Source organism: Collinsella aerofaciens, assembly GCF_015670795.1.
Lineage (GTDB): Bacteria > Actinomycetota > Coriobacteriia > Coriobacteriales > Coriobacteriaceae > Collinsella > Collinsella aerofaciens_Q.
Genome location: NZ_JADPCJ010000036.1, coordinates 1 through 18,597 on the forward strand (window position 1 = coordinate 1; position 18,597 = coordinate 18,597).

Consider the following 18,597-nt stretch of genomic DNA (forward strand, 5'->3'; position numbering starts at 1 on the left):
CAGGCCCCGCCGACCGATTGCAAGCGGTCGGCGGGGCCATTGTGGCTCTTGACAGCGGATTGGGTCATATGAGCGAACGGGGCGGACGTGTTACCTCAGTCGATATACATGTCCTCCAATACAAACCGCACTCAAAGATTATGCAAGGTCGAATTATGCAAGGTTGCATAATATCGCACACTCAATCTAGTAGAGCCGAATCCGGCATTTCATGTGCGCCACTAAATAGCTAAATGCCGAACCGCTGCTCGAGGCGGCGCACATGGCGGCAGGGTATAATTTGATTGCCATAGATAGTAATTTGGAGGTGCCCCATGAATGCCCCCAACGCGCTCCAAAACATCCGCTCAAAACACCCCGTTGCATATGTGGTTCTCTATCTCTTTGTCGGCTGGGCATTGCTGGTTGTCATCACCCATGCCATAGCTTTTGGAGCAGAACTGCTGATAGCCAGCTCGGACCAGCCCGTCGTCAAATGGGAGACGACCGATGAGTGCACCGACGGAACCCGAACCGTCTACTACAACAGCCCGTCCCTCTATCAAGAGTTCAAGGTCAAGATAAAGGACTTCAAGATTGTCGATGCCGAGCTAGGCGTTTATTTGGCAATCGGAGCAACCATTAACGCCGAGCAAGTCGAGTACACGGACAGCCATGCGACGTATCGTATCGACCTCAGCATCCTAGGCCGACCGTCACGCACCTGTCTGCTCAAATGCGACATACGCGGCACCACACTACACATGTCCGAAATACAGATGCGCCCGGACAAGGGGTCCTCTTCTTGAGCAGTATACCCGCCTGCGCAGCTACTCCACCGGCTTGAAGATGGTGGCCTGACCGAAGACGCTGCGGATGAGGTCTTTGGCCTCGTCCTCGGTCTGCGGGATGCTCGGGGCTGCGCCCTGGTGGCCGAAGGGGCTGCCGGCGCCGGGGTTGGACTCCCAGGGAGCTGCAGAAGCGTCCTCCTCTTTGGGGGCAGCTACAGCGGACTTGGGCGCGGGCGTCGCACCCGGCACGTCGAACGGAGGAAGATCGTCCCCGCCAGCATCGGCAGCAAAGCCGCCGACCATGGCGTCGTCGTAGGGTACCTGCTCGGATTCCCACGGCGCGGACTGCGCGACAGGCTGAGCCTTGGGGGCAGCCGAGCGCTCGGGCGCACGGGGTGCGGGCTCGGTCGGGAGCTTACCCGTGGCAGGAGCACCGGCGGGGTTGTCGGAGCGTAGCCAGGGGGCTTTGCCCAGGTCAGACGACTTGGGCGCGGGCGAGACGGGCTTGGGCGCGGGTGTCGGAGCAGCCGGTTTGGGCGCCGCGGGCTTAGGCGCCGACGGGGTCGATGCCGCTACCGGTGCCGTTTGCTGCTGCGGCGCGCTGGCGCTCGAGGATACAGGGGCCGCCGAGGACACGGGTTGCGGGTCCGCAGATGCCGCAGCCCGTGCAGATGGAGAATGCTCCTCATGTTGAGGAGCCGGCGTGCCACCCCCATCCAGGACATAGTCGACGGTACGACGACCGAAGACCGCGCAGACCGTCGGCAGGACCACCGACTGCGTATCGGCGCGACCGAGCATCTTAATGGCAAAAGTCGAACCCGCGGGGAACGAGACCGTGAGCTTGGAGCCGTCGTCGGCCGTGGCGCGGGCGTTGAGCAAAAGCCCTGCGTAGGAAGCCTGACGTGCCTTGACACGCTCGACAACCTCGGCCCATTTGCGCTGCAGCTCTCCGGCATCCTCGACCGCGGGCGTCTCGGCAGCACCGGCGACGGCAACCTGGGCGGCATTGTTGGACTGGGGCTTAGGTGCCGGAGCTATGGCAGGCGCGGGGGCCGCAACGGGCTGAGGCGTCGGAGCCGGCGCAGGCTGAGGTGCAGGCGCAGGCTGAGGTGCAGGCGCTGCAGGCTTGGAAGCTGACACGGACGCAGAACGGGGCGAAGGCTGGGCAGCCGGAACAGCAGCACCACGGTCCCAAGGCATACCGCCCTGGCGCGCGGACGTAGCAGCGGGGGCAGCGGATGCCGCCGGGGCGGCAGCGCGGGCGCCCGAAATGAGCGTCGGCTGGTGGGCAGCAGCGGGTACGGATGCTGCAGGCGCGGCGGCCTGAGCAGCAGCCACGCTCGCCGGCACGGCGGCGTTGGCAACCATGGCCTCCAGGCGTGCCACGCGCTCGGCCAATGCCTCAATCGTTAAATCAGCCTCGGGACGCGCCAGACGCGTGCAGGCAATCTCGAGCACCAGGCGCACGTCGCTCGCGCCCCTCATCTCCAGTGCGGCATCGTCGAGCACTGTCAGCACACGAGCCAGGCGGTCGGCAGGATGCTCGCCAAAGGCAGCGGCCTCGGCAGCAAGCGCCTCGGCCTGCTCGGAGCCGCCCTCAAACAACTCGGCACGGGCACCGGTAACGCAGGCAACATACACGTCGCGCACGTGCGCCACCAGGTCGCGCGTCAGCTCCAGCAGATCGTTACCTTCCTCGACCTGCGCGCGAATAAGCCCATACAGCTCGGCAACATCGCGATCGGCAATGGCGCGGGAAAACTCGCCCAGAATCTGGTCCGAAACCTCGCCTAAAAGCGAGCGGGCGTCGTCCGCATGCACAGAACCGTTGCCAAAGACGCTCAGCTGCTCCAGCGTGGACAACGCGTCGCGCATGCCGCCCTTTGCATGGCGCGCCACGATAGCCAGCGCCTCGTCGTCGTAATCGAAGCCCTCCTGCTCGCACACGTATGCCAGGCGATGCTCGATATCCTCGTTGCCGATGCGATGGAAATCGAAACGCTGGCAGCGTGAGAGGATGGTCTCCAGAATCTTTTGCGGGTCGGTGGTGCACAGCACAAAGATCACGTGTGCCGGCGGCTCTTCAAGCGTCTTGAGCAGCGCGTTGAACGCCGCCGTCGTGAGCATGTGGACCTCGTCGATGATATAGATCTTGTACTTGCCGCGCACCGGGGCAAAGTTGACGGAGCTGATGATCTCCTCGCGCACATTGTCCACGCCCGTGCGGCTTGCGGCATCGAGCTCGTAGACATCCGGGTGGTTGCCCTCGGCAATGAGCTCGCACTCCTCGCAAGTACCGTCGGGCATGCAGCCGCTTGCACCCTCGGCGCGCGCTGCCTCGGCATTACGGCACAGCAGCGCCTTGGCCAGAATGCGCGCCATGGTGGTCTTGCCCGTGCCGCGCGGTCCGCAGAACAGGTACGCGTGGGACAGGCGTCCCTCGGTGATGGCGTGCTCGAGCGTCGAGACGATATGCTGCTGGCCCACCACGGAGTCGAAGGTGAGCGGGCGATACTTTCGGTACAACGATTCCATGGGTGCTCCCCCGGGTATACTGAGTCTTGTTGCCGCGACGGCCATGCGGTCGCACGGCATACTGCATTCATAATAACCCGTACGGCGAGCCCGCCGCGATAGGAGTCCAAAGAGCATGGCAGACGCAGAGAGCAACCTCGTTCCCTCCGAAGCAGCCGACCAGGTCGAGGTCGCGCTCGAGGAGCAGGCCGCAGCCGATGACGGCATCCTGTACCTCAACGAGTACCAGTACGAAAACGACCTGGTCACCGACTTCGCCCGCCTGGTCGCCTCGCCCAGGCGTCGCGGCTCGCTGTATGTCGCCGCGGCAATTGCCGCGCTCATCGGCATCGGCATGCTGGTGGCCGGCGGCAACTGGATCAAGTTTGGCGTCGTCCTGATCGTGTTCGGCGCCTTTTTGGCCTGGTGGAGCAAAAACCTGCACCACACCCTCGCCCGCGACTTTATCGACGCCGTCGAGGCCGACGAGTCCATGGGTGGCCGCTATCGCCGCGTCGCCGCCAACGAGGACGGCCTGATGGTTTGGGGCAAGAGCGGCAAGTCGCAGTTCTTCCCGTTTGAAAAGCTCGACCACGTGCTCGACGGCGAGCGCATCTTTGTGGCCATGTTCGCCGACCAGGGCGTGACGATCCCTAAGGAAACCTTTATTCGCGGCGATGCCGAGCAGTTTGGCACCTTCCTTAAGGCGCGCATCAACAAAAAACTCCGCATCGAGACCAAACGCAAGAAGATGAAGGCTGAAAAGGCCGCCGCCGAGGCCAAGCAGGGCGACAAGCCCCAGGAGACCAAGGGCAAGCAGCGCAAGCAGAAGAAGAACAAGAAGAAGCGCTAAGGCCAAGACAGACAGGCAGCCTCGCATCCCGTTATCCTCGCCATCCGCCCGAGCGTGCTACACTAGCAGCATCTATGCCACCGCGAACGGCTCGGCTCCGCGCCCGCCACTCGCAAACGAACTTTAAACGCACGAGGGTTGGCCATGCCGCTTTTCTCGCAACATACCGCCCGGTTCTCGCCGGACGTTCCTCTGGAGGGCACCAGCTCTCGCGAGCTGCTTAAGCGGTACCAGCCGCTCGAGACACTTGCGACCGGCGGTTTTGGCTCCATCGAGATCTGCCGCGACACGCATCTGCGCCGCCGCGTCGCCATTAAGCGCATCCCCCTTATCAACGGTGCCGGCATGCCCGCCAGCGACATCATGGATGTCCTGCGCGAGGCGCACACTGCCGCTATGCTTCAACATCCCAACATCGTGCAGGTCATCGACTTTACGCACGACACAGCCTATGCCTACCTGGTTATGGAATATGTCGATGGCATGTCGCTGGCCGAGTTTTTGCACCGCGTGGACGGCCACTCACTTACCTTTGACGAGGCCGCGGCCATTGCCGATGCCCTGGGCCAGGCGCTCACCTTCGCTCATAGTAATGGCGTACTCCACCTGGACATTAAGCCCGCCAACGTGCTCATCGACCACTCGGGCAATGTAAAGCTCACCGACTTTGGCATGGCGCGACTGTCGTCCGCCGGTGGCTTTGGCGGCTCACGCGGCGGCACCATCGGCTACATGCCGCCCGAGCAGCTCGATATCGAGACCGGCACGGTCGACGAGCGCGCCGATGTCTTTGCCCTCGCCTGTGTGATCTACGAGGGCCTGTGCGGCAGCGCTCCCTTTATGGCGGCCACGCCCGCCGACTCGCTCGACCGCATCATCGGCGGCGCCACCTATCCCAGCGAGCTGATACCACACTTTCCCCCGGGAGCCGAGGCCGCGCTCATGAGCGCGCTCTCCCCCATGCCGCAGGACCGCCCCAACAGCATCGAGGCATTTTGCGACCAGCTCCTTGCCGGTCTGGGCAGCGTGCGCGAGGGCCGTCGCAGCCTGGAGCAAATGGTTGGCGAGCTTTCGGATGACGAGCAGGAACTCGACGATATCGAGCCGTCGCACTACGAGGACGACGCCATCGAGGTCGACCCCGCACTCGGCTGGGCGGGCACGCGCTGGAGCCATGCGCGCGACTACACCATGCGCACTATCTCGGCGCTAACGTGCGGCACCTTTAGCTTTTTACTGATGCAAACGGCCGGGGTCGCGGCGCTTCCCGGCCTGGTCATTGCGGCCATCGCGATCGGAGCGGCGGCTGGCCTGGCCCCCCAGATTGGCTCGGCCATCTCGGCTGTGGGCTTTTTGGTGCTCATGGCCAACGCCACCATGCAGGCACAAGGCATCCTGTCGATGCTGCCCGTCGCGGTGATCTTTGCCGCCGCCATGTCCGGTTGGTGGATCGCCTGGGGTCGCACCGAGACTGCCGCGAGCGCCACGCTCACCTGTGCACTCGCGCTTGGCTGTCTGACCGGCAATACCTTCCTGGCAGCCGGGGTCGCCGCCGGCGTCGCGTCATTTTGGCTCGGCCCGGCAAGCGCCGCCGCGGCAACGGGCATGGGCGCGCTTTTTGCCCGCCTGGCGACAGTCGCGCTTTCAGCCGGAGGCGTGCTGGGGCTCGGTAACGTTGCCGCAGCGCTGGGAGACCCGCTCCTTTGGGCTGCCTTTGTGCTGGTCGCGGCAACTGCCGCAGCGTCATCCGCGCTGCTCAATGCCCATGCCAAGCGTGCCGATCAGGGCTCAAACCTTGCCGCAATCGCCGCCATCGCTGTCACCGGCATCGGCTGCGCAGCGGCGTCCTGTCTTGCACACCATATGGAAATTGCCAGCCTTGCAGCCGCGGTCGTCGCCAAGGCGGCGGTTGCGGGAACCCTATCCTCTATAATCGTTGGGATATGCCTATATTTGCTCGGATACCAAAGAACCTATACGGAGAGTGATCTTTCGTGAACTTCCTGAACATCTTCGAGGACCACGTGGCCGGCATCTTCGGTGCCACCCGTGCCCCGTTCTCCTTTAAGAAGCTTGCCAAGCAGGCCGCTCGCGACATGGAGGATCAGACTCTGGTGATTAACGGCGTCAACACGGCGCCGGCACTCTATACCATCCTTATCGCCGCCGACGACGATCCCATGCTCGCCCCGTTCTACCCCGAGCTTTCGCGCGAGGTCCGCGAGTTTGTGAAGGCGCAGGCCGAAAAGCGCCGCTATGTCTTTGTCGGCGAGCCCCTCGTGCGCTTTATGATCGATCCGCAGCTGCGCGCCGGCAAGTTCTCGGTCTTTGCCGAGAACGTCGATGCCCCCACGCTCGGCCGCCTGTACGAAGAAGAGCGCGCCTATCAAAACGGCCTGGGCCAGAACAACTCCGCGGCAAGCCGTGCCGCCAGCGCCCCGCGCGCCGGCCAGCAGCAGTTTGCTGCCCCGCAGCAGCAGCGCCCCGCCGCCATGCCCCAGCAGCAGCCGACGCCTCGCGCCGCCGCTCCCGACCCGCTTGCCGTGGCAGATCCCTTCGCGCCTAGCGTCCCCGACCCCGCCGCTCCTATCCCGGTGCCGCAGACCGTCTCGCGCGACGCGCTTGCCGGCATGGGCGGAGCCGCCGCGACCGGTGCCGCCGTGGGCCTAGGTGCCGCAGCCGGCATCGCCTCCAACATGGCGAGCACTCGTGCCCCGCAGCGCCCGCTCGCCCAGCTCGTCGACGTCGTGAGCGGCGAGAGCCATAGCATCACCTCCGCACAGGTGACCATCGGTCGCGAGCGCTCAGTTTCCGACATTGCCCTGCGCGACCCCAACGTGTCGCGCCGCCACGCCCAGCTCACCTTTACGGGCTCGGATTGGTCGATCGAGGACCTCAATTCCACCAACGGCACGCTCGTCAACAACCGCCGCATTACGCGCTGCCCGCTGCGCAACGGCGATCTGCTGACGTTTGGCCTGAGCACCTTTGAATTTAGGGGATAGTCGCTTATGAACATCGATATCGTCCTTTTTGCAGGCCGCATCGTCCTGGTCGCCCTGCTCTATATCTTCCTGTTCGCCGTCATGAAGACCGGCGTGGGACTTGTGCGCGGGCAGCGCCGCGACTCGGCTATCTGGACGATTGATGTGGACAAGGGTCCGCGCGGTATCCGCGGCATCCACGTAGACATGCTCGGCCCCGTCATCGTCGGTCGCTCGCCATCTTCGGACATCTGCATCAACGAACCGTTCGTCTCGGCCTCACATGCGCGCTTTTCGCTGCAGGGCCCGGCGCTCATCATCGAGGACCTCAACTCGCTTAACGGCACGCTCGTCAACGGCCGCCAGCTTGTTGAGCCCGCAACGCTGCGCGAGGGCGACGAAGTCCAGATTGGCGACGCGGTCATGAAGGTGAACCGTCGATGATCGACGAGGAGAACAAGTCCGCAACTATGACCGAGGCACCGGCCGCCGCCACAGCTGCGCCGGCCCACGCCGCTCCGGCGGGCTCCGCACCCGTGGAGCCCGAGGACACCGTGTTCTCCCTGCCTCTTTCGCATGTAACGCATGATATTTCGGATCTCGCCGATAACGAGGACGAAGAGGATGCCGTAGCGGCGCCCATCGGCGCACATGCTGCGGAACAGCCCACAGCGCCCGAAGCAACCCCGGCGCCGGCTCACTTTGCAGAGCCCGTCGCCGCGGCAATCAACGAGAGCGCTGCGGTGTTTGCGGCACCCGAGCCCGCCGCGCCGGCGTTTCCCATAGCCCCGGCATCCGAGGTTGCGCCCGCGTCTACGCCGGCGCCCGAGCCTATAGACGTCAGCCCGCAAGACGACGAGTCGACCGCCCGCGTGTCCGAGGAGCCCGACTCCCCGGACACCGACAATTCCGAATCAAACGCCGAGACCGACACCGTCTCTCCCGGTGACACCGCCGAGATCGACGTTGCTGCCGTTGAGGCCAAGCTCAAAGACCCCGGCTCGACCATGAGCTTTGAGCCCCTGACCGAGGAGCGCATCGAGACCGACTCGACCTATGATGCCGGTACCACCACGCAACTCATGTGGGGCGCCCGCTCCGACGTTGGCTGTGTGCGCCCGCACAATGAGGATTCCTACCTGGTGCAGTCGCCGCTCTTTTGCGTATGCGACGGCATGGGTGGTCACGCCGCCGGCGAGGTAGCCTCTTCTATCGCTGTCGAGACTATAGCCAAGACGGCCCCACAGTCCGCCGACGCAGCACGCCTGGCCGCAGCCGTCGAGGCAGCCAACGCCGCCGTAATCGAGGCGGCCCTGAACGGCCTGGGCAAGCCCGGCATGGGCTGCACAGCCACCTGCGCCTATATCGAAAACGATACGCTCGCCATCGCCCACGTGGGCGACTCGCGCGCCTACCTGCTCCACGAGGGCACGCTCATCCGCGTGACCCGCGACCACTCCTACGTGGAGGAGCTCGTGGACGCCGGCGAGATCACGGCAGACGAGGCTCGCGTCCACCCCAACCGTTCGGTCATCACCCGCGCACTGGGCTCGGACCCCGCCATGTATGCCGACCACTTCACTCTGCATATCGAGGAAGGCGACCGCCTGATCCTGTGCTCCGACGGCCTTTCGAGCATGATTCCCGATAGCGATATCGAGAACATCGCCACGCAGTCCTCAACCGCGCAAATCTGCGTCGACAACCTAGTGGACGCGGCGCTTGCCGCCGGCGGCCACGACAACGTGACCGTAGTAGTCGTTGACCTGGTTGACGATGGCGTCATGCGCGAGGCGCAACGCGTGCGTCGCCGCAACGTTACTATCGCCGCCATCCTGGCCCTCGTCTTTGTGCTGGCAGCTGGCATCTGGGCCTACACGGGTGTCACCGGCTCGTACTACCTGGGTACCTACCAGGGCAATGTCGCCGTCTGGCGCGGCCTGCCCGGCAAGCCACTCGGACTCAAGCTCCACTGGCTCGAAAGCGAAACCAGCATCAAGCTGTCCGACCTGCCCGAAGACACGCAAAACCGCCTCAAGGCGGGCATTCCGCAAACAAGTGTCGACGATGCGCAGGACACGATATCCAAGTACCGCCACCAGATCGACGAGGAGCAGACCCGCCAGGTGATCGACGCGCAAACGATTCGCGACAACACCAATCAGGGATCGACCTCCGAATCAGATTCCGAGAAAACCGCCGAACAGTCCGCCGAGGCCGAAGCCTCCGATAAGAATTAGAAAGGGAGTGCCGCTTATGAGTCGCCGCAACACCGAGCTGCTCTTGCTCATCGCCTCGGCGTTCCCCGTCATCCTGCTGTATGCGATGTACGTCCTCACCGCGGGCGCTGCCATCTCCTTTGAGACGCTCGCCGTACCGATCGGCCTCTTTGCCGCCTTTGCCGCGGCCCACATTGCCGTGCGCATCTTGGCGCCCGGTGCCGACCCCGCCATCCTGCCCATCGTATTTATACTTTCGGGCATCGGCATCACGTTCGTGACGCGTCTCGCCCCCGCTCTCGCCATCTCACAGCTCATCATCCTGTTTGTCTCGGTGGCGCTCATGGTGGGAACGCTTGCACTAGTCAAAAACCTCGACGTGGTCATGCGCTACAAGTACACCTTTGGCATCATCGGCATCATTCTGCTGATGCTGCCTATCTTTATCGGCACCACGATCTCGGGCTCCAAGCTGTGGATTCGCATCGCGGGCTTTACCATCCAGCCTGGCGAGTTCGCCAAGGTCTTTATCGTGCTGTTCCTGGCCGGGTACCTGGCCGAGAACCGCGAGCTACTCTCCATCTCCAACCGCAAGATCCTGGGCTTTAAGATCCCTCGCCTGCGACTGCTGCTGCCGCTGTTTGCCGTGTGGGGTGTGTGCCTGCTCGTCGTCGTCTTCGAACGCGACCTGGGTTCGGCCGTGCTGTTCTACACCATCTTCTTGCTGATGCTCTACGTTGCCACGGGACGATTCTCGTATGTCGTTATCGGTCTTGCGCTCTTGGCCGTTGGAGCCGTGGGCGCCTACAAGTTCCTGTCGCACGTTCAGGTGCGTTTCCAGGTTTGGGTCGATCCGTTTAAGGACGCCCAGGGCCAGGGCTACCAGATCGTCCAGTCGCTCTTCTCGCTTGCCGATGGCGGTCTGGTCGGTGTTGGCATCGGCAACGGCATGGCCAACAACATCCCTGTCGTCGAGTCCGACTTTATCTTCTCGGCTATCGGCGAGGAGATGGGCCTTTTGGGCGGCGGCGCCGTGCTCATCCTGTTTATGCTCTTTGCCGTGCGTGGCCTCACCACGGCTGCCCGCGCTAAATCCGACCTCGCCGCCTTTAGTGCCACGGGCCTTACGGCAGCCATCAGCTTCCAGGCCTTTTTGATCGTAGGCGGCGTTACCCGCCTGATCCCGCTGACCGGCGTCACCTTGCCCTTTATGAGCCAGGGCGGCTCCTCGCTGCTGGCGAGCTTTATCATCGTCGCGCTCCTGCTGCGCGCCGGTGACGAGGCGACCGGACGCGAGGCCGAGCTTACCGGCACCGGCACCATGGCCGCCATCTCTGACGATCAGGTCGCATCTGCCGCCGCCCCGACGGGCACGCGCTTTGCCACCTCGTCTTCCTACGGCAGCGGCAGCCATTCCGTCGGCTCGCGCATGCGCCGTCGCCTGCTCGACACACCTGAATCCGGTGTGCTCGGCCGCGTGGCGCTCGCCAACCGTCTAACCCGCGCGGTGCTCGCCTTTACGGCGCTGTTCGCCATCCTTATCGGCAACCTCACCTATGTCCAGGTCATCAAGGCCAAGGACTATCAGGACATGCCGACCAACAACCACACCATCGCCCGCTCCAAGTACATCCAGCGCGGTTCCATCATCACGTCCGACGGCGTGACGCTGGCCGAGTCGCTGCAACAGGAGGACGGCACCTACGTACGCTCCTACCCCAACGGTAACCTGGCAGCGCACGTGGTTGGCTACGTGAGCCAGCAGTATGGCACCACCGCCATCGAGAGCGTCATGAACGATACGCTCACCGGCTCCAAGGATTACTCCAGCTGGAACAACGCCATCGCGTCGCTCGCGGGGCAGACCCAGCCGGGCAATACCGCCAAGCTCACCATCGACTCGCGCATCCAGACGGCTGCCGAGCAGGCGCTCAAGGGCTTTAAGGGCGCTGTGGTGGTCATGGATCCGCGCACCGGCGCGGTCCTTGCGTGCGCGAGCTCGCCCACCTACGACAACACCAACATCGATGCGCTGCTCCAGTCGGGCGGCGGCGAGGACGGCTCCATGTATGACCGTGCCATGGACGCGCTGTACACCCCGGGCTCGACCTTTAAGGTCGTCACACTCTCCGCGGCGCTCGAGACCGGCACCGCCAGCCTTACCAGCACGTACCAGGCGCCCGGCTCCATGGATATTGGCAACGCGCCGGTCACCAACTCTGCCAACGAGAGCTACGGCACCATCAGCCTGCAGCAGGCCTTCGCCGTGTCGTCCAACGTCGTCTTTGGCCAGGTGGCAAACGAGGTCGGTGCCAGCTCGCTCGTCCAGTTTGCCAACGCCTTTGGCTACGGTCAAAAGCTCGGTCAGGATCTGACCTCCGCGGCTTCCATCATGGCCGACCCGTCGCTTATGACCGAGTGGGAGACCGCTTGGGCAGGCGCAGGCCAGCCCGTCGGCATGGACCACACGCCTGGCCCGCAGACCACCGTTATGCAGAATTGCGTGATCGCTGCCGCTATCGCCAACAGCGGCGTAGTCATGGACCCGTTCTTTGTGTCCCAGATACTCGCCCCGGACGGAACCGTGGTTAAGACCACGCAGTCCCGCTCGCTGGGCCAGGCTGTCAGCTCCGCCACGGCCGACCAGGTCAAGCAGGCCATGCTCGCCGTCGTCCAGTCCGGCACCGGCACCGATGCCCAGATTCCGGGCGTCAAGGTTGCCGGCAAGACCGGTTCGGCCGAGACCGGCGGCACCAACGTCAACTCGATGTTCGTCGGCTTCGCACCTTACGATTCACCCACGGTTGCCATCTCGGTGGCCCTGGAGGATTACGACAAACACGACGTCGAGGCGGCCAAGATTGCCGGCATCGTCCTGACCGCGGCGCTCGCCGCACAGGGAGCGTGATGCCCGTGATCAAAGCGGATACTTGGGGCGCGCCGCGGCCGATGAGCTAGCGGCAACGCGCCACACGGCCCCAGCGGCCACACATTTGGTACTACACACATCGTTGAGCGAATAGTTATGTTAGGAGCAGGAATGGAACAGAGGGTCCTCGGGGGAAGATACCTCCTTAAGGATAAGGTGGGAACGGGCGGTATGGCGACCGTCTTCCGTGCACAGGATCAGGTCCTCGACCGCACGGTTGCCGTCAAGATCATGCTGCCGCAGTATGCCGGCGACGCCACCTTCGCCGCCCGCTTTAAGCAGGAGGCCCAGGCAGCGGCCGGCCTGTCCTCCCCCTATATCGTGGGCGTCTACGACTGGGGCAAGGACGGCGACACCTATTACATCGTCATGGAGTACCTGCGCGGCACCGACCTTAAGAGCGGCATCAAGAGCCACGGCGCCCTCGACCCCAAGAAGGTCGCCCAGATCGGCTCGCAGATCAGCTCCGCGCTTTCGGTCGCCCACAAGCACGAGATCATCCACCGCGACATTAAGCCGCAGAACATCATGGTGCTGCCCGACGGCAACATCAAGGTGATGGACTTTGGCATCGCGCGCGCCAAGAACAGCCATCTCACGCAAGACAACAACGTGCTGGGAACCGCCCACTACGTCAGCCCCGAGCAGACCCGCGGTCAGGACCTCGGCCCCACCTCGGATATCTACTCGCTGGGCGTCGTGATGTATGAGTGCGCCACCGGCCGCGTTCCCTTTGACGGTGACGACGCCATCTCGGTCGCACTCAAGCAAGTCAACGAGCTGCCTATTCCGCCGAGCCAGATCAACTCCGGTGTCGACGCCGACCTTGAGCGCATCATCCTCAAGTGCATGGAGAAGGACCCGGCAAACCGCTTCCAGACCGCCGACGAGCTTCGTCAGGTGCTCAACAGCTACCTGTCGGGCCGTGCCGTCAACGTCTCGGAGCCCACGCGCATCATCGGTGCCCCCGGTGAGCTGGGCGCCACCAAGACTCGCGAGCTTTCCGATCAGACGCGCGCCATGGTGCGTCCCGTCTCGGGCGTGAGCGGCCAGAATACCGCCCGTAGCTCGGTTTCGGGCTCCACCGGCTCCTACGAGGTCGAAAAGCCCAAATCCAACAAGAACAAGATCATCGCCGCCGTGGTGGCAGCCGTTGCCGTCATCGGCATCGTGGTGGCCTTTGCCACAGGACTCTTTGGCGGCGAGCAGGTCACCGTGCCCGATGTGCTGGGCAAGGACCAGCAGACTGCCGTCGAGCTGATCAAGGAAGCCGGCCTCGAGGTCGGCACCATCGACCAAAGCTACAACGACGATGTCGACGAGGGCAAGGTCGCCGAGCAGACGCCCAACGGCAACACCAAGAAGGCCAAGGGCACCAAGGTGAACCTGGTAATCTCCAAGGGTCCCAAGCCCTCCGAGAAGGTTGAGGTTCCCCGGCTTGTCGGCCTGACCAAGGACCAGGCCGAGGCCGCGCTGGCAAGCGTTGGCCTGAAGGGCAACGCCTCCGAGGAGGCCAACGAGGCCGATGAGGGCCAGGTCTTTGAGCAGGGCACCGAAGCCGGTAAGGAAGTCGCGAAGGGCACGACCATCTCGTACAAGGTCTCGAGCGGCCCGGATACCACGTCCGTCCCCGATCTGACCGACATGACAGAGGCCCAGGCGCGCAACGCCCTCGATATGGCAGGCTTTGGCGTCGACGTTAGCTACCAGGAGAACGACTCGGTTACCGAGGGCACCGTGATCAGCTGGAACCCCAGTGGCAAGCAGAAGCCCGGCGCCACGATTACCGTCGTCATTGCCAAGAAGTCCGGCAAGGCCAGTGTTCCGGGCAACCTGTACGGCAAGAGCATCTCCGCCGCCGTCACCGCGCTCAACAACGCCGGTTTCTATAACATCGGCTTCTGTGACCAGAACGGCAATCCCGTAAGCGGTAACGAGGATGCCACCGTTACGGGCGTCTCCCCCACTGGCAAGCAGTCCACCGACAGCACGATTACGCTGACGGTCGCACTTTCTGGCTCGGGTTCGGGCTCTGGCTCGGGCACGGGTGACGATTCCGGTACGACCAACTAGTCGCCACCCCACCGCTCATCACGGCTCTCGCCGCAAACATATTCGCTCACAGGCGCCCGCTTGCTCCCCCAGCAAGCGGGCGCTTCGTTTTTGACATGGCATTGAACCAGAAGAGCCCGGCGCCGTAGCGGTACCGGGCTCGACAAATCTCTGGTGCTCCGGGCGGATTCGACCCCCCCCGCGGGGAAATTGCTGACGCGGGTGTCGACGGCTCGAATCCTGCCGGCGGTCCCCACAAACCAGAAACGGCGCCGCTCTCGCGACGCCGTCATAATCTTCTGGTGCCCCCGGGCGGATTCGAACCGTCGACACCCGCTTTAGGAGAGCGGTGCTCTATCCCCTGAGCTACGGAGGCATGTTGTACTAGTGTAGCAGATTTACGCCGTTGTAATACAGCGTATAGCCACTCTTCGAAGTTGCGGTGGAACAGCCCTCCGGAAAGTGTGTCCCACTATCCAGGCAAATTCTGGGTCAAACTTTCCCAATGGGACCTCGCTGGAAACAGTGTCCCAGAATTTCGGCTCGAAACGGGACACGGTTTCCCAAACGACCCCGTTCCGGAAACTACATCCCGGAATCGGCGCTCGAACTGGGATGCACTTTCCCAATCGAGCCCCATGGGAAACTGCGTCCCACTTTGGGGGGCGCTCTTTAATGACTAGTTACCTTTGTGGAAGAGGTTTTTGATAACGGAGGGGATGCTCTTGGCGCCCTTGGCAGTCACATCGATAAAGTCGGGCGAACGCACGAGCTTATCCTCGTCGACGTACTTGCGGACAGCACGAAGCGTCTCTTTGTCGTCGCGCGTCGAAAACGTAAAGTGACCGTTGTCCTTGGTGAAGATGGCAAAACGAGTGATCTTCTTGGTGCCGCGTAAAACCTCGGCGGCAATATAGTCGACCTCGTCCCACGGGATCTGAATAAAATCCTCGGGATTGCGCTCGTTGTAATACTCGAACGCCTTATTGCCCACCATCACGTTACCGTGGCTGGTAAGCCCCATCAGGCAGGTTGCCGGCGTTGCCAGATCGACCGTGCTGTTCTGAGATTGCGCCATGCGCGCCTCGCCCTCCAAATAAAACAATCGGACCGCATCCAGTGTACCCACCGGGTGCGGTCCGTTTCAATGGCTCAAAAGCCCTTGCCTAGCAATTCTCGGTCTTAAGCCGAAGCGTACTTACATGAAGCCGCAGAAGCGACCGATGATGCCGACGGCGAAGAGAGCCAGGATGATGACGATCGGGCTGACCTTCTTCTTGAGGAGCTTGCAGACCAGCAGGGTCAGGCACACGGCGGCAAGGCCGGGGATGAGCTGATCGAGGTTGGCCTGAAGCGTGGTGACCTTCATCTGATCAAGGGCGGTAGCACCGACGGAGTTGTACATCGTCAGCGCTTCCTTGATACCCTCGGAACCGGAGGGCAGGCTAGCCCAGTCGATAAAGGCGCCAGCAGACTGCTTGACCGTGGAGACGATCGGGGTGAAGGAAATGGACACCCAGCGCTCGACCAGGGCGCCGATGATGAACATACCCAGGATGGAAGCGCCCTCGGTGACCTTGCCCATCAGACCACCGGAGAGGTCCTTGGCGATGGAGGAGCCGACCTTGTAGCCAAACTCCTGCGTGTACCACAGGAAGGCGTAACGGATGATGTTCCACGCGAAGAAGAACAGCAACGGACCGGCGATGCTGCCGGACAGGGCCAGGGAAGCGCCCAGAGCGCCCAGAATCGGGCGAAGGGTGAACCAGAAGACGGGGTCACCGACGCCGGCGAGCGGGCCCATCATACCGACCTTGACGCCCTGGATGGCGACGTCATCGATCGGAGCACCGTTGGCGCGCTCCTCCTCGAGGGCGAGGGTAACGCCAATGACGGGGGCGGAAACATAGGGGTGGGTGTTATAGAACTCCAGGTGGCGCTTAAGAGCGGCAATCTGGTCATCCTTGCTGGTGTAGAGCTTCTTGATCGCAGGGATCATTGCGAAGCACCAGCCGCCGTTCTGCATACGCTCGTAGTTCCACGAGCCCTGAAGGAACTGATGACGGAAGCAAACCTTCTTGCGGTCAGCCTTGGTGAGCTGAATCTTGTTCTCTGCCATATGTATCACTCCCCTCCTACTCGTAATCGTTCAGAATGTCGCCGAGCGGGTCGCCGGAGCCACCGCCCATGCCGCCACCCTGCTTGGCCAGATCCTTAAGGCCAAGGTAGATGAGGGCAAGGGAGATGCCGATGAGACCAAGGGCGATCAGCGTGAGCTGAGGGATGGCAGCAAGGACAAAGCCGAGGACGAAGAACGGCCAGGTCTCCTTGGTGGCCATCATGTTGATGACCATGGCGTAACCGACGGAAGCGACCATGCCGCCGCCGACAGCCATACCGCCGGACAGCCAGTCGGGCATAGCGTTAAGCGCGTTGGTAACGGCCTCGGCCGGGATGACGCACAGAAGCACTGCCGGGATGGCGATACGAAGGCCCTGCATGAGGATGGCAGCATACTGCCAGCGCTCGATGCCGGAGAAGTCGCCCTTCTCGGCGCAACCGTCCATGGCGTGAGCGATAGCGGTAGCAATGGTACGGCAGATCATGGTCAGGAACAGACCAGCGACCGACAGCGGGACGGCGACGGCGATGGCGGCGGTAACGGCCTTTGCCGAATCAGTGGCGCCACCGTTGAGGGCGAGCACCATGATGATCGAAGAAGCGACCGAGGCCAGAGCGGCGTCAGGCGCGACAGCGGCGCCAACGTTAGCCCAGCCAAGGGCCATCATCTGGAGCGAACCGCCCAGGAGGATGCCCTCCTGAAGGTGACCGGTTACGAGACCGATAAGCGTGCATGCCACGAGCGGCTGATGGAACTGGAACTCATCCAGAATGCCTTCCATACCGGCAAGCAACGCGACAATCGCAACAAGCAGAATAGTGATTGCAGACATGTATCGGACCCTCCTTTACTATGCTTGAGCGGCCAGTTCGGCCTTAGCTTTCTTCAACATGGCGTCGAGATCCTCGGAGGAATCCGAAGGAACCTTGCGGACCTCGAACTTGACGCCCTTGGCCTTGAGAGCCTCGAGAGTCTTAACGTCGTCATCGCCCATAGCGACGGCGTTGGTGACGACGACCTTGCCCTTGGAGTGAGCCATGGAACCGATGTTGACTTCCTTGATGTCGACGCCGGCCTCGATGGCCTTGAGCAGATCCTGCGGGTTCTCAAAGAGCAGCATGGCCTTGGTGTCACCAAAGCGCGTGTCCTTGACGACCTCGGCCATCTTCTTGATGGGAACGACGTTGGCATGGACTCCCGGAGGGGCAGCCTGCTCGATCATGGTCTTGCGGAGCTCGTCGTGAGCAACGCCGTCGGAAACCACGATGATGCGGTTGGGGTTGATCTGCTTGGTCCACGTGGTGGCCACCTGACCATGCAGCAGACGGGTGTCGATACGGACGTGGGCAATCTTGATGTGCCCGTCGCCGATGACCGTTCCCGGAGGGATGGCGCCTGCAGGAGCAGCGGCGGCCGCAGCCGGCTTCTTCTCCTCGGGCTCCAGAGACTCGGGCTTGACGCGCACGCCAGCCTTAGCCTCAGTCACGAGATGTTTTGCGATCGCATGTGCAGTGTTCTTTGCGTCAAAGCGCTGCGAATATGCCTCGATGAGCATAGGCAGGTTGACACCGGTGACGATAGCCCAGGAATCGTGGCCCTCGATGAGCCCGCTGATCTGGTTGAACGGCGTGCCGCCCCACAGATCAACGAGGAAGAGCACCTGCTCCTGGTCCTCGAAGGAAGCGACTGCTTCCTCGACCTTGGCACGGAAATCGTCGGGGCCCATGCTCGGCTCGAGCGAGACCACGGCAACAGACGGCTGATCGCCAAAGACCATCGAGCCCGTCTGCTTGATTCCAGCTGCCAAGTCCCCGTGGCTAGCAAGAACAATACTTACCATCACATAACCTCCTTTTTGTCTACGTATTTCCTACACGACATGAAAGGAGTATACCTGTTTGGATTGTGGAATTATAGCTAAATTCGCAAAAGGTTGGATTATTTGTTTAAACGTCTAAGTTTGTTACAAATTGATTACGTTGCCGGTTTACAGCTGGTTGATTTCCGATCCCAACCGAACACATTGAGCTGACGGCACGCTCCCGCAGTTAACCGAACGCCCCCGAGGTCCTATCCGGGCCCCGGGGGCGGCATTTTCCCAGTTGAAGGAATGGTGGAGATGTGTTTCGATGGGTCCGGTGGCCATGCTCC

General features: G+C 62.7%; 13 protein-coding genes and 1 tRNA gene. 8 read left to right on the forward strand and 6 right to left on the reverse strand.

Features of this window, described 5'->3' with window-relative positions; all coding sequences use genetic code 11:
* Positions 1-314 precede the first annotated feature (314 nt).
* Positions 315-788 carry a hypothetical protein gene (locus I4W09_RS09425; protein ID WP_006235175.1) on the forward strand — a complete coding sequence of 158 codons (474 nt, stop codon included), beginning with the start codon at positions 315-317 and terminating at the stop codon, positions 786-788.
* A gap of 21 nt (positions 789-809) precedes the next feature.
* Here the strand turns inward: I4W09_RS09425 and dnaX are convergent, their stop codons facing one another.
* A complete protein-coding gene (gene dnaX, locus I4W09_RS09430) occupies positions 810-3,308 on the reverse strand; it encodes a DNA polymerase III subunit gamma/tau (protein ID WP_196033887.1) in 2,499 nt (832 codons plus the stop codon).
* A gap of 115 nt (positions 3,309-3,423) precedes the next feature.
* Between dnaX and I4W09_RS09435 the strand changes: the two genes are divergently transcribed.
* The 7 genes from I4W09_RS09435 to pknB all read left to right on the forward strand — a co-directional run bounded on the left by I4W09_RS09435 (position 3,424) and on the right by pknB (position 14,345).
* Positions 3,424-4,140 (forward strand): hypothetical protein, encoded by a 717-nt coding sequence (locus I4W09_RS09435; protein ID WP_196033889.1) that lies wholly within the window; start codon positions 3,424-3,426, stop codon positions 4,138-4,140.
* A gap of 144 nt (positions 4,141-4,284) precedes the next feature.
* The gene (locus I4W09_RS09440) at positions 4,285-6,138 is read left to right on the forward strand and encodes a serine/threonine-protein kinase (RefSeq protein ID WP_196033891.1); all 1,854 of its coding nucleotides are present in this window, start codon (positions 4,285-4,287) and stop codon (positions 6,136-6,138) included.
* Positions 6,135-7,145, forward strand: coding sequence for an FhaA domain-containing protein (locus I4W09_RS09445; RefSeq protein ID WP_070097545.1), 1,011 nt, complete (start codon positions 6,135-6,137; stop codon positions 7,143-7,145). Before I4W09_RS09440 ends, I4W09_RS09445 begins: the two co-directional genes overlap by 4 nt.
* Before the next feature lie 6 nt (positions 7,146-7,151).
* On the forward strand, positions 7,152-7,568 hold the full coding sequence (locus tag I4W09_RS09450; protein ID WP_196033894.1) for an FHA domain-containing protein: 417 nt from the start codon (positions 7,152-7,154) through the stop codon (positions 7,566-7,568).
* Entirely contained in the window at positions 7,565-9,364 is a 1,800-nt protein-coding gene (locus I4W09_RS09455) for a Stp1/IreP family PP2C-type Ser/Thr phosphatase (protein WP_196033896.1), read from the forward strand. Before I4W09_RS09450 ends, I4W09_RS09455 begins: the two co-directional genes overlap by 4 nt.
* Before the next feature lie 16 nt (positions 9,365-9,380).
* Positions 9,381-12,251 carry an FtsW/RodA/SpoVE family cell cycle protein gene (locus I4W09_RS09460; protein WP_196033898.1) on the forward strand — a complete coding sequence of 957 codons (2,871 nt, stop codon included), beginning with the start codon at positions 9,381-9,383 and terminating at the stop codon, positions 12,249-12,251.
* A 132-nt stretch (positions 12,252-12,383) separates the two neighbouring features.
* Complete coding sequence (pknB, locus tag I4W09_RS09465; RefSeq protein ID WP_196033900.1) at positions 12,384-14,345, forward strand: Stk1 family PASTA domain-containing Ser/Thr kinase; 1,962 nt, start codon at positions 12,384-12,386, stop codon at positions 14,343-14,345.
* A gap of 279 nt (positions 14,346-14,624) precedes the next feature.
* Here pknB and I4W09_RS09470 read toward each other — a convergent pair.
* The 5 genes from I4W09_RS09470 to I4W09_RS09490 all read right to left on the reverse strand — a co-directional run bounded on the left by I4W09_RS09470 (position 14,625) and on the right by I4W09_RS09490 (position 18,286).
* A tRNA-Arg gene (locus I4W09_RS09470) sits at positions 14,625-14,700 on the reverse strand.
* 303 nt (positions 14,701-15,003) lie between these two features.
* Complete coding sequence (locus I4W09_RS09475; protein ID WP_117646410.1) at positions 15,004-15,402, reverse strand: DUF956 family protein; 399 nt, start codon at positions 15,400-15,402, stop codon at positions 15,004-15,006.
* A gap of 120 nt (positions 15,403-15,522) precedes the next feature.
* The gene (locus tag I4W09_RS09480) at positions 15,523-16,443 is read right to left on the reverse strand and encodes a PTS system mannose/fructose/sorbose family transporter subunit IID (protein WP_138340871.1); all 921 of its coding nucleotides are present in this window, start codon (positions 16,441-16,443) and stop codon (positions 15,523-15,525) included.
* 16 nt (positions 16,444-16,459) lie between these two features.
* Positions 16,460-17,278 carry a PTS mannose/fructose/sorbose transporter subunit IIC gene (locus I4W09_RS09485; RefSeq protein WP_148332484.1) on the reverse strand — a complete coding sequence of 273 codons (819 nt, stop codon included), beginning with the start codon at positions 17,276-17,278 and terminating at the stop codon, positions 16,460-16,462.
* A gap of 18 nt (positions 17,279-17,296) precedes the next feature.
* A complete protein-coding gene (locus tag I4W09_RS09490) occupies positions 17,297-18,286 on the reverse strand; it encodes a PTS sugar transporter subunit IIB (RefSeq protein ID WP_148332486.1) in 990 nt (329 codons plus the stop codon).
* Positions 18,287-18,597 lie beyond the last annotated feature (311 nt).

Bases quoted from the DNA above. Each gene is read 5' to 3' on its own strand.
- I4W09_RS09425 (WP_006235175.1), top strand. From the start codon at position 315: ATGAATGCCCCCAACGCGCTCCAAAACATCCGCTCAAAACACCCCGTT.
- dnaX (WP_196033887.1), bottom strand. From the start codon at position 3,308: ATGGAATCGTTGTACCGAAAGTATCGCCCGCTCACCTTCGACTCCGTG.
- I4W09_RS09435 (WP_196033889.1), top strand. From the start codon at position 3,424: ATGGCAGACGCAGAGAGCAACCTCGTTCCCTCCGAAGCAGCCGACCAG.
- I4W09_RS09440 (WP_196033891.1), top strand. From the start codon at position 4,285: ATGCCGCTTTTCTCGCAACATACCGCCCGGTTCTCGCCGGACGTTCCT.
- I4W09_RS09450 (WP_196033894.1), top strand. From the start codon at position 7,152: ATGAACATCGATATCGTCCTTTTTGCAGGCCGCATCGTCCTGGTCGCC.
- I4W09_RS09455 (WP_196033896.1), top strand. From the start codon at position 7,565: ATGATCGACGAGGAGAACAAGTCCGCAACTATGACCGAGGCACCGGCC.
- I4W09_RS09460 (WP_196033898.1), top strand. From the start codon at position 9,381: ATGAGTCGCCGCAACACCGAGCTGCTCTTGCTCATCGCCTCGGCGTTC.
- pknB (WP_196033900.1), top strand. From the start codon at position 12,384: ATGGAACAGAGGGTCCTCGGGGGAAGATACCTCCTTAAGGATAAGGTG.
- I4W09_RS09475 (WP_117646410.1), bottom strand. From the start codon at position 15,402: ATGGCGCAATCTCAGAACAGCACGGTCGATCTGGCAACGCCGGCAACC.
- I4W09_RS09480 (WP_138340871.1), bottom strand. From the start codon at position 16,443: ATGGCAGAGAACAAGATTCAGCTCACCAAGGCTGACCGCAAGAAGGTT.
- I4W09_RS09485 (WP_148332484.1), bottom strand. From the start codon at position 17,278: ATGTCTGCAATCACTATTCTGCTTGTTGCGATTGTCGCGTTGCTTGCC.
- I4W09_RS09490 (WP_148332486.1), bottom strand. From the start codon at position 18,286: ATGGTAAGTATTGTTCTTGCTAGCCACGGGGACTTGGCAGCTGGAATC.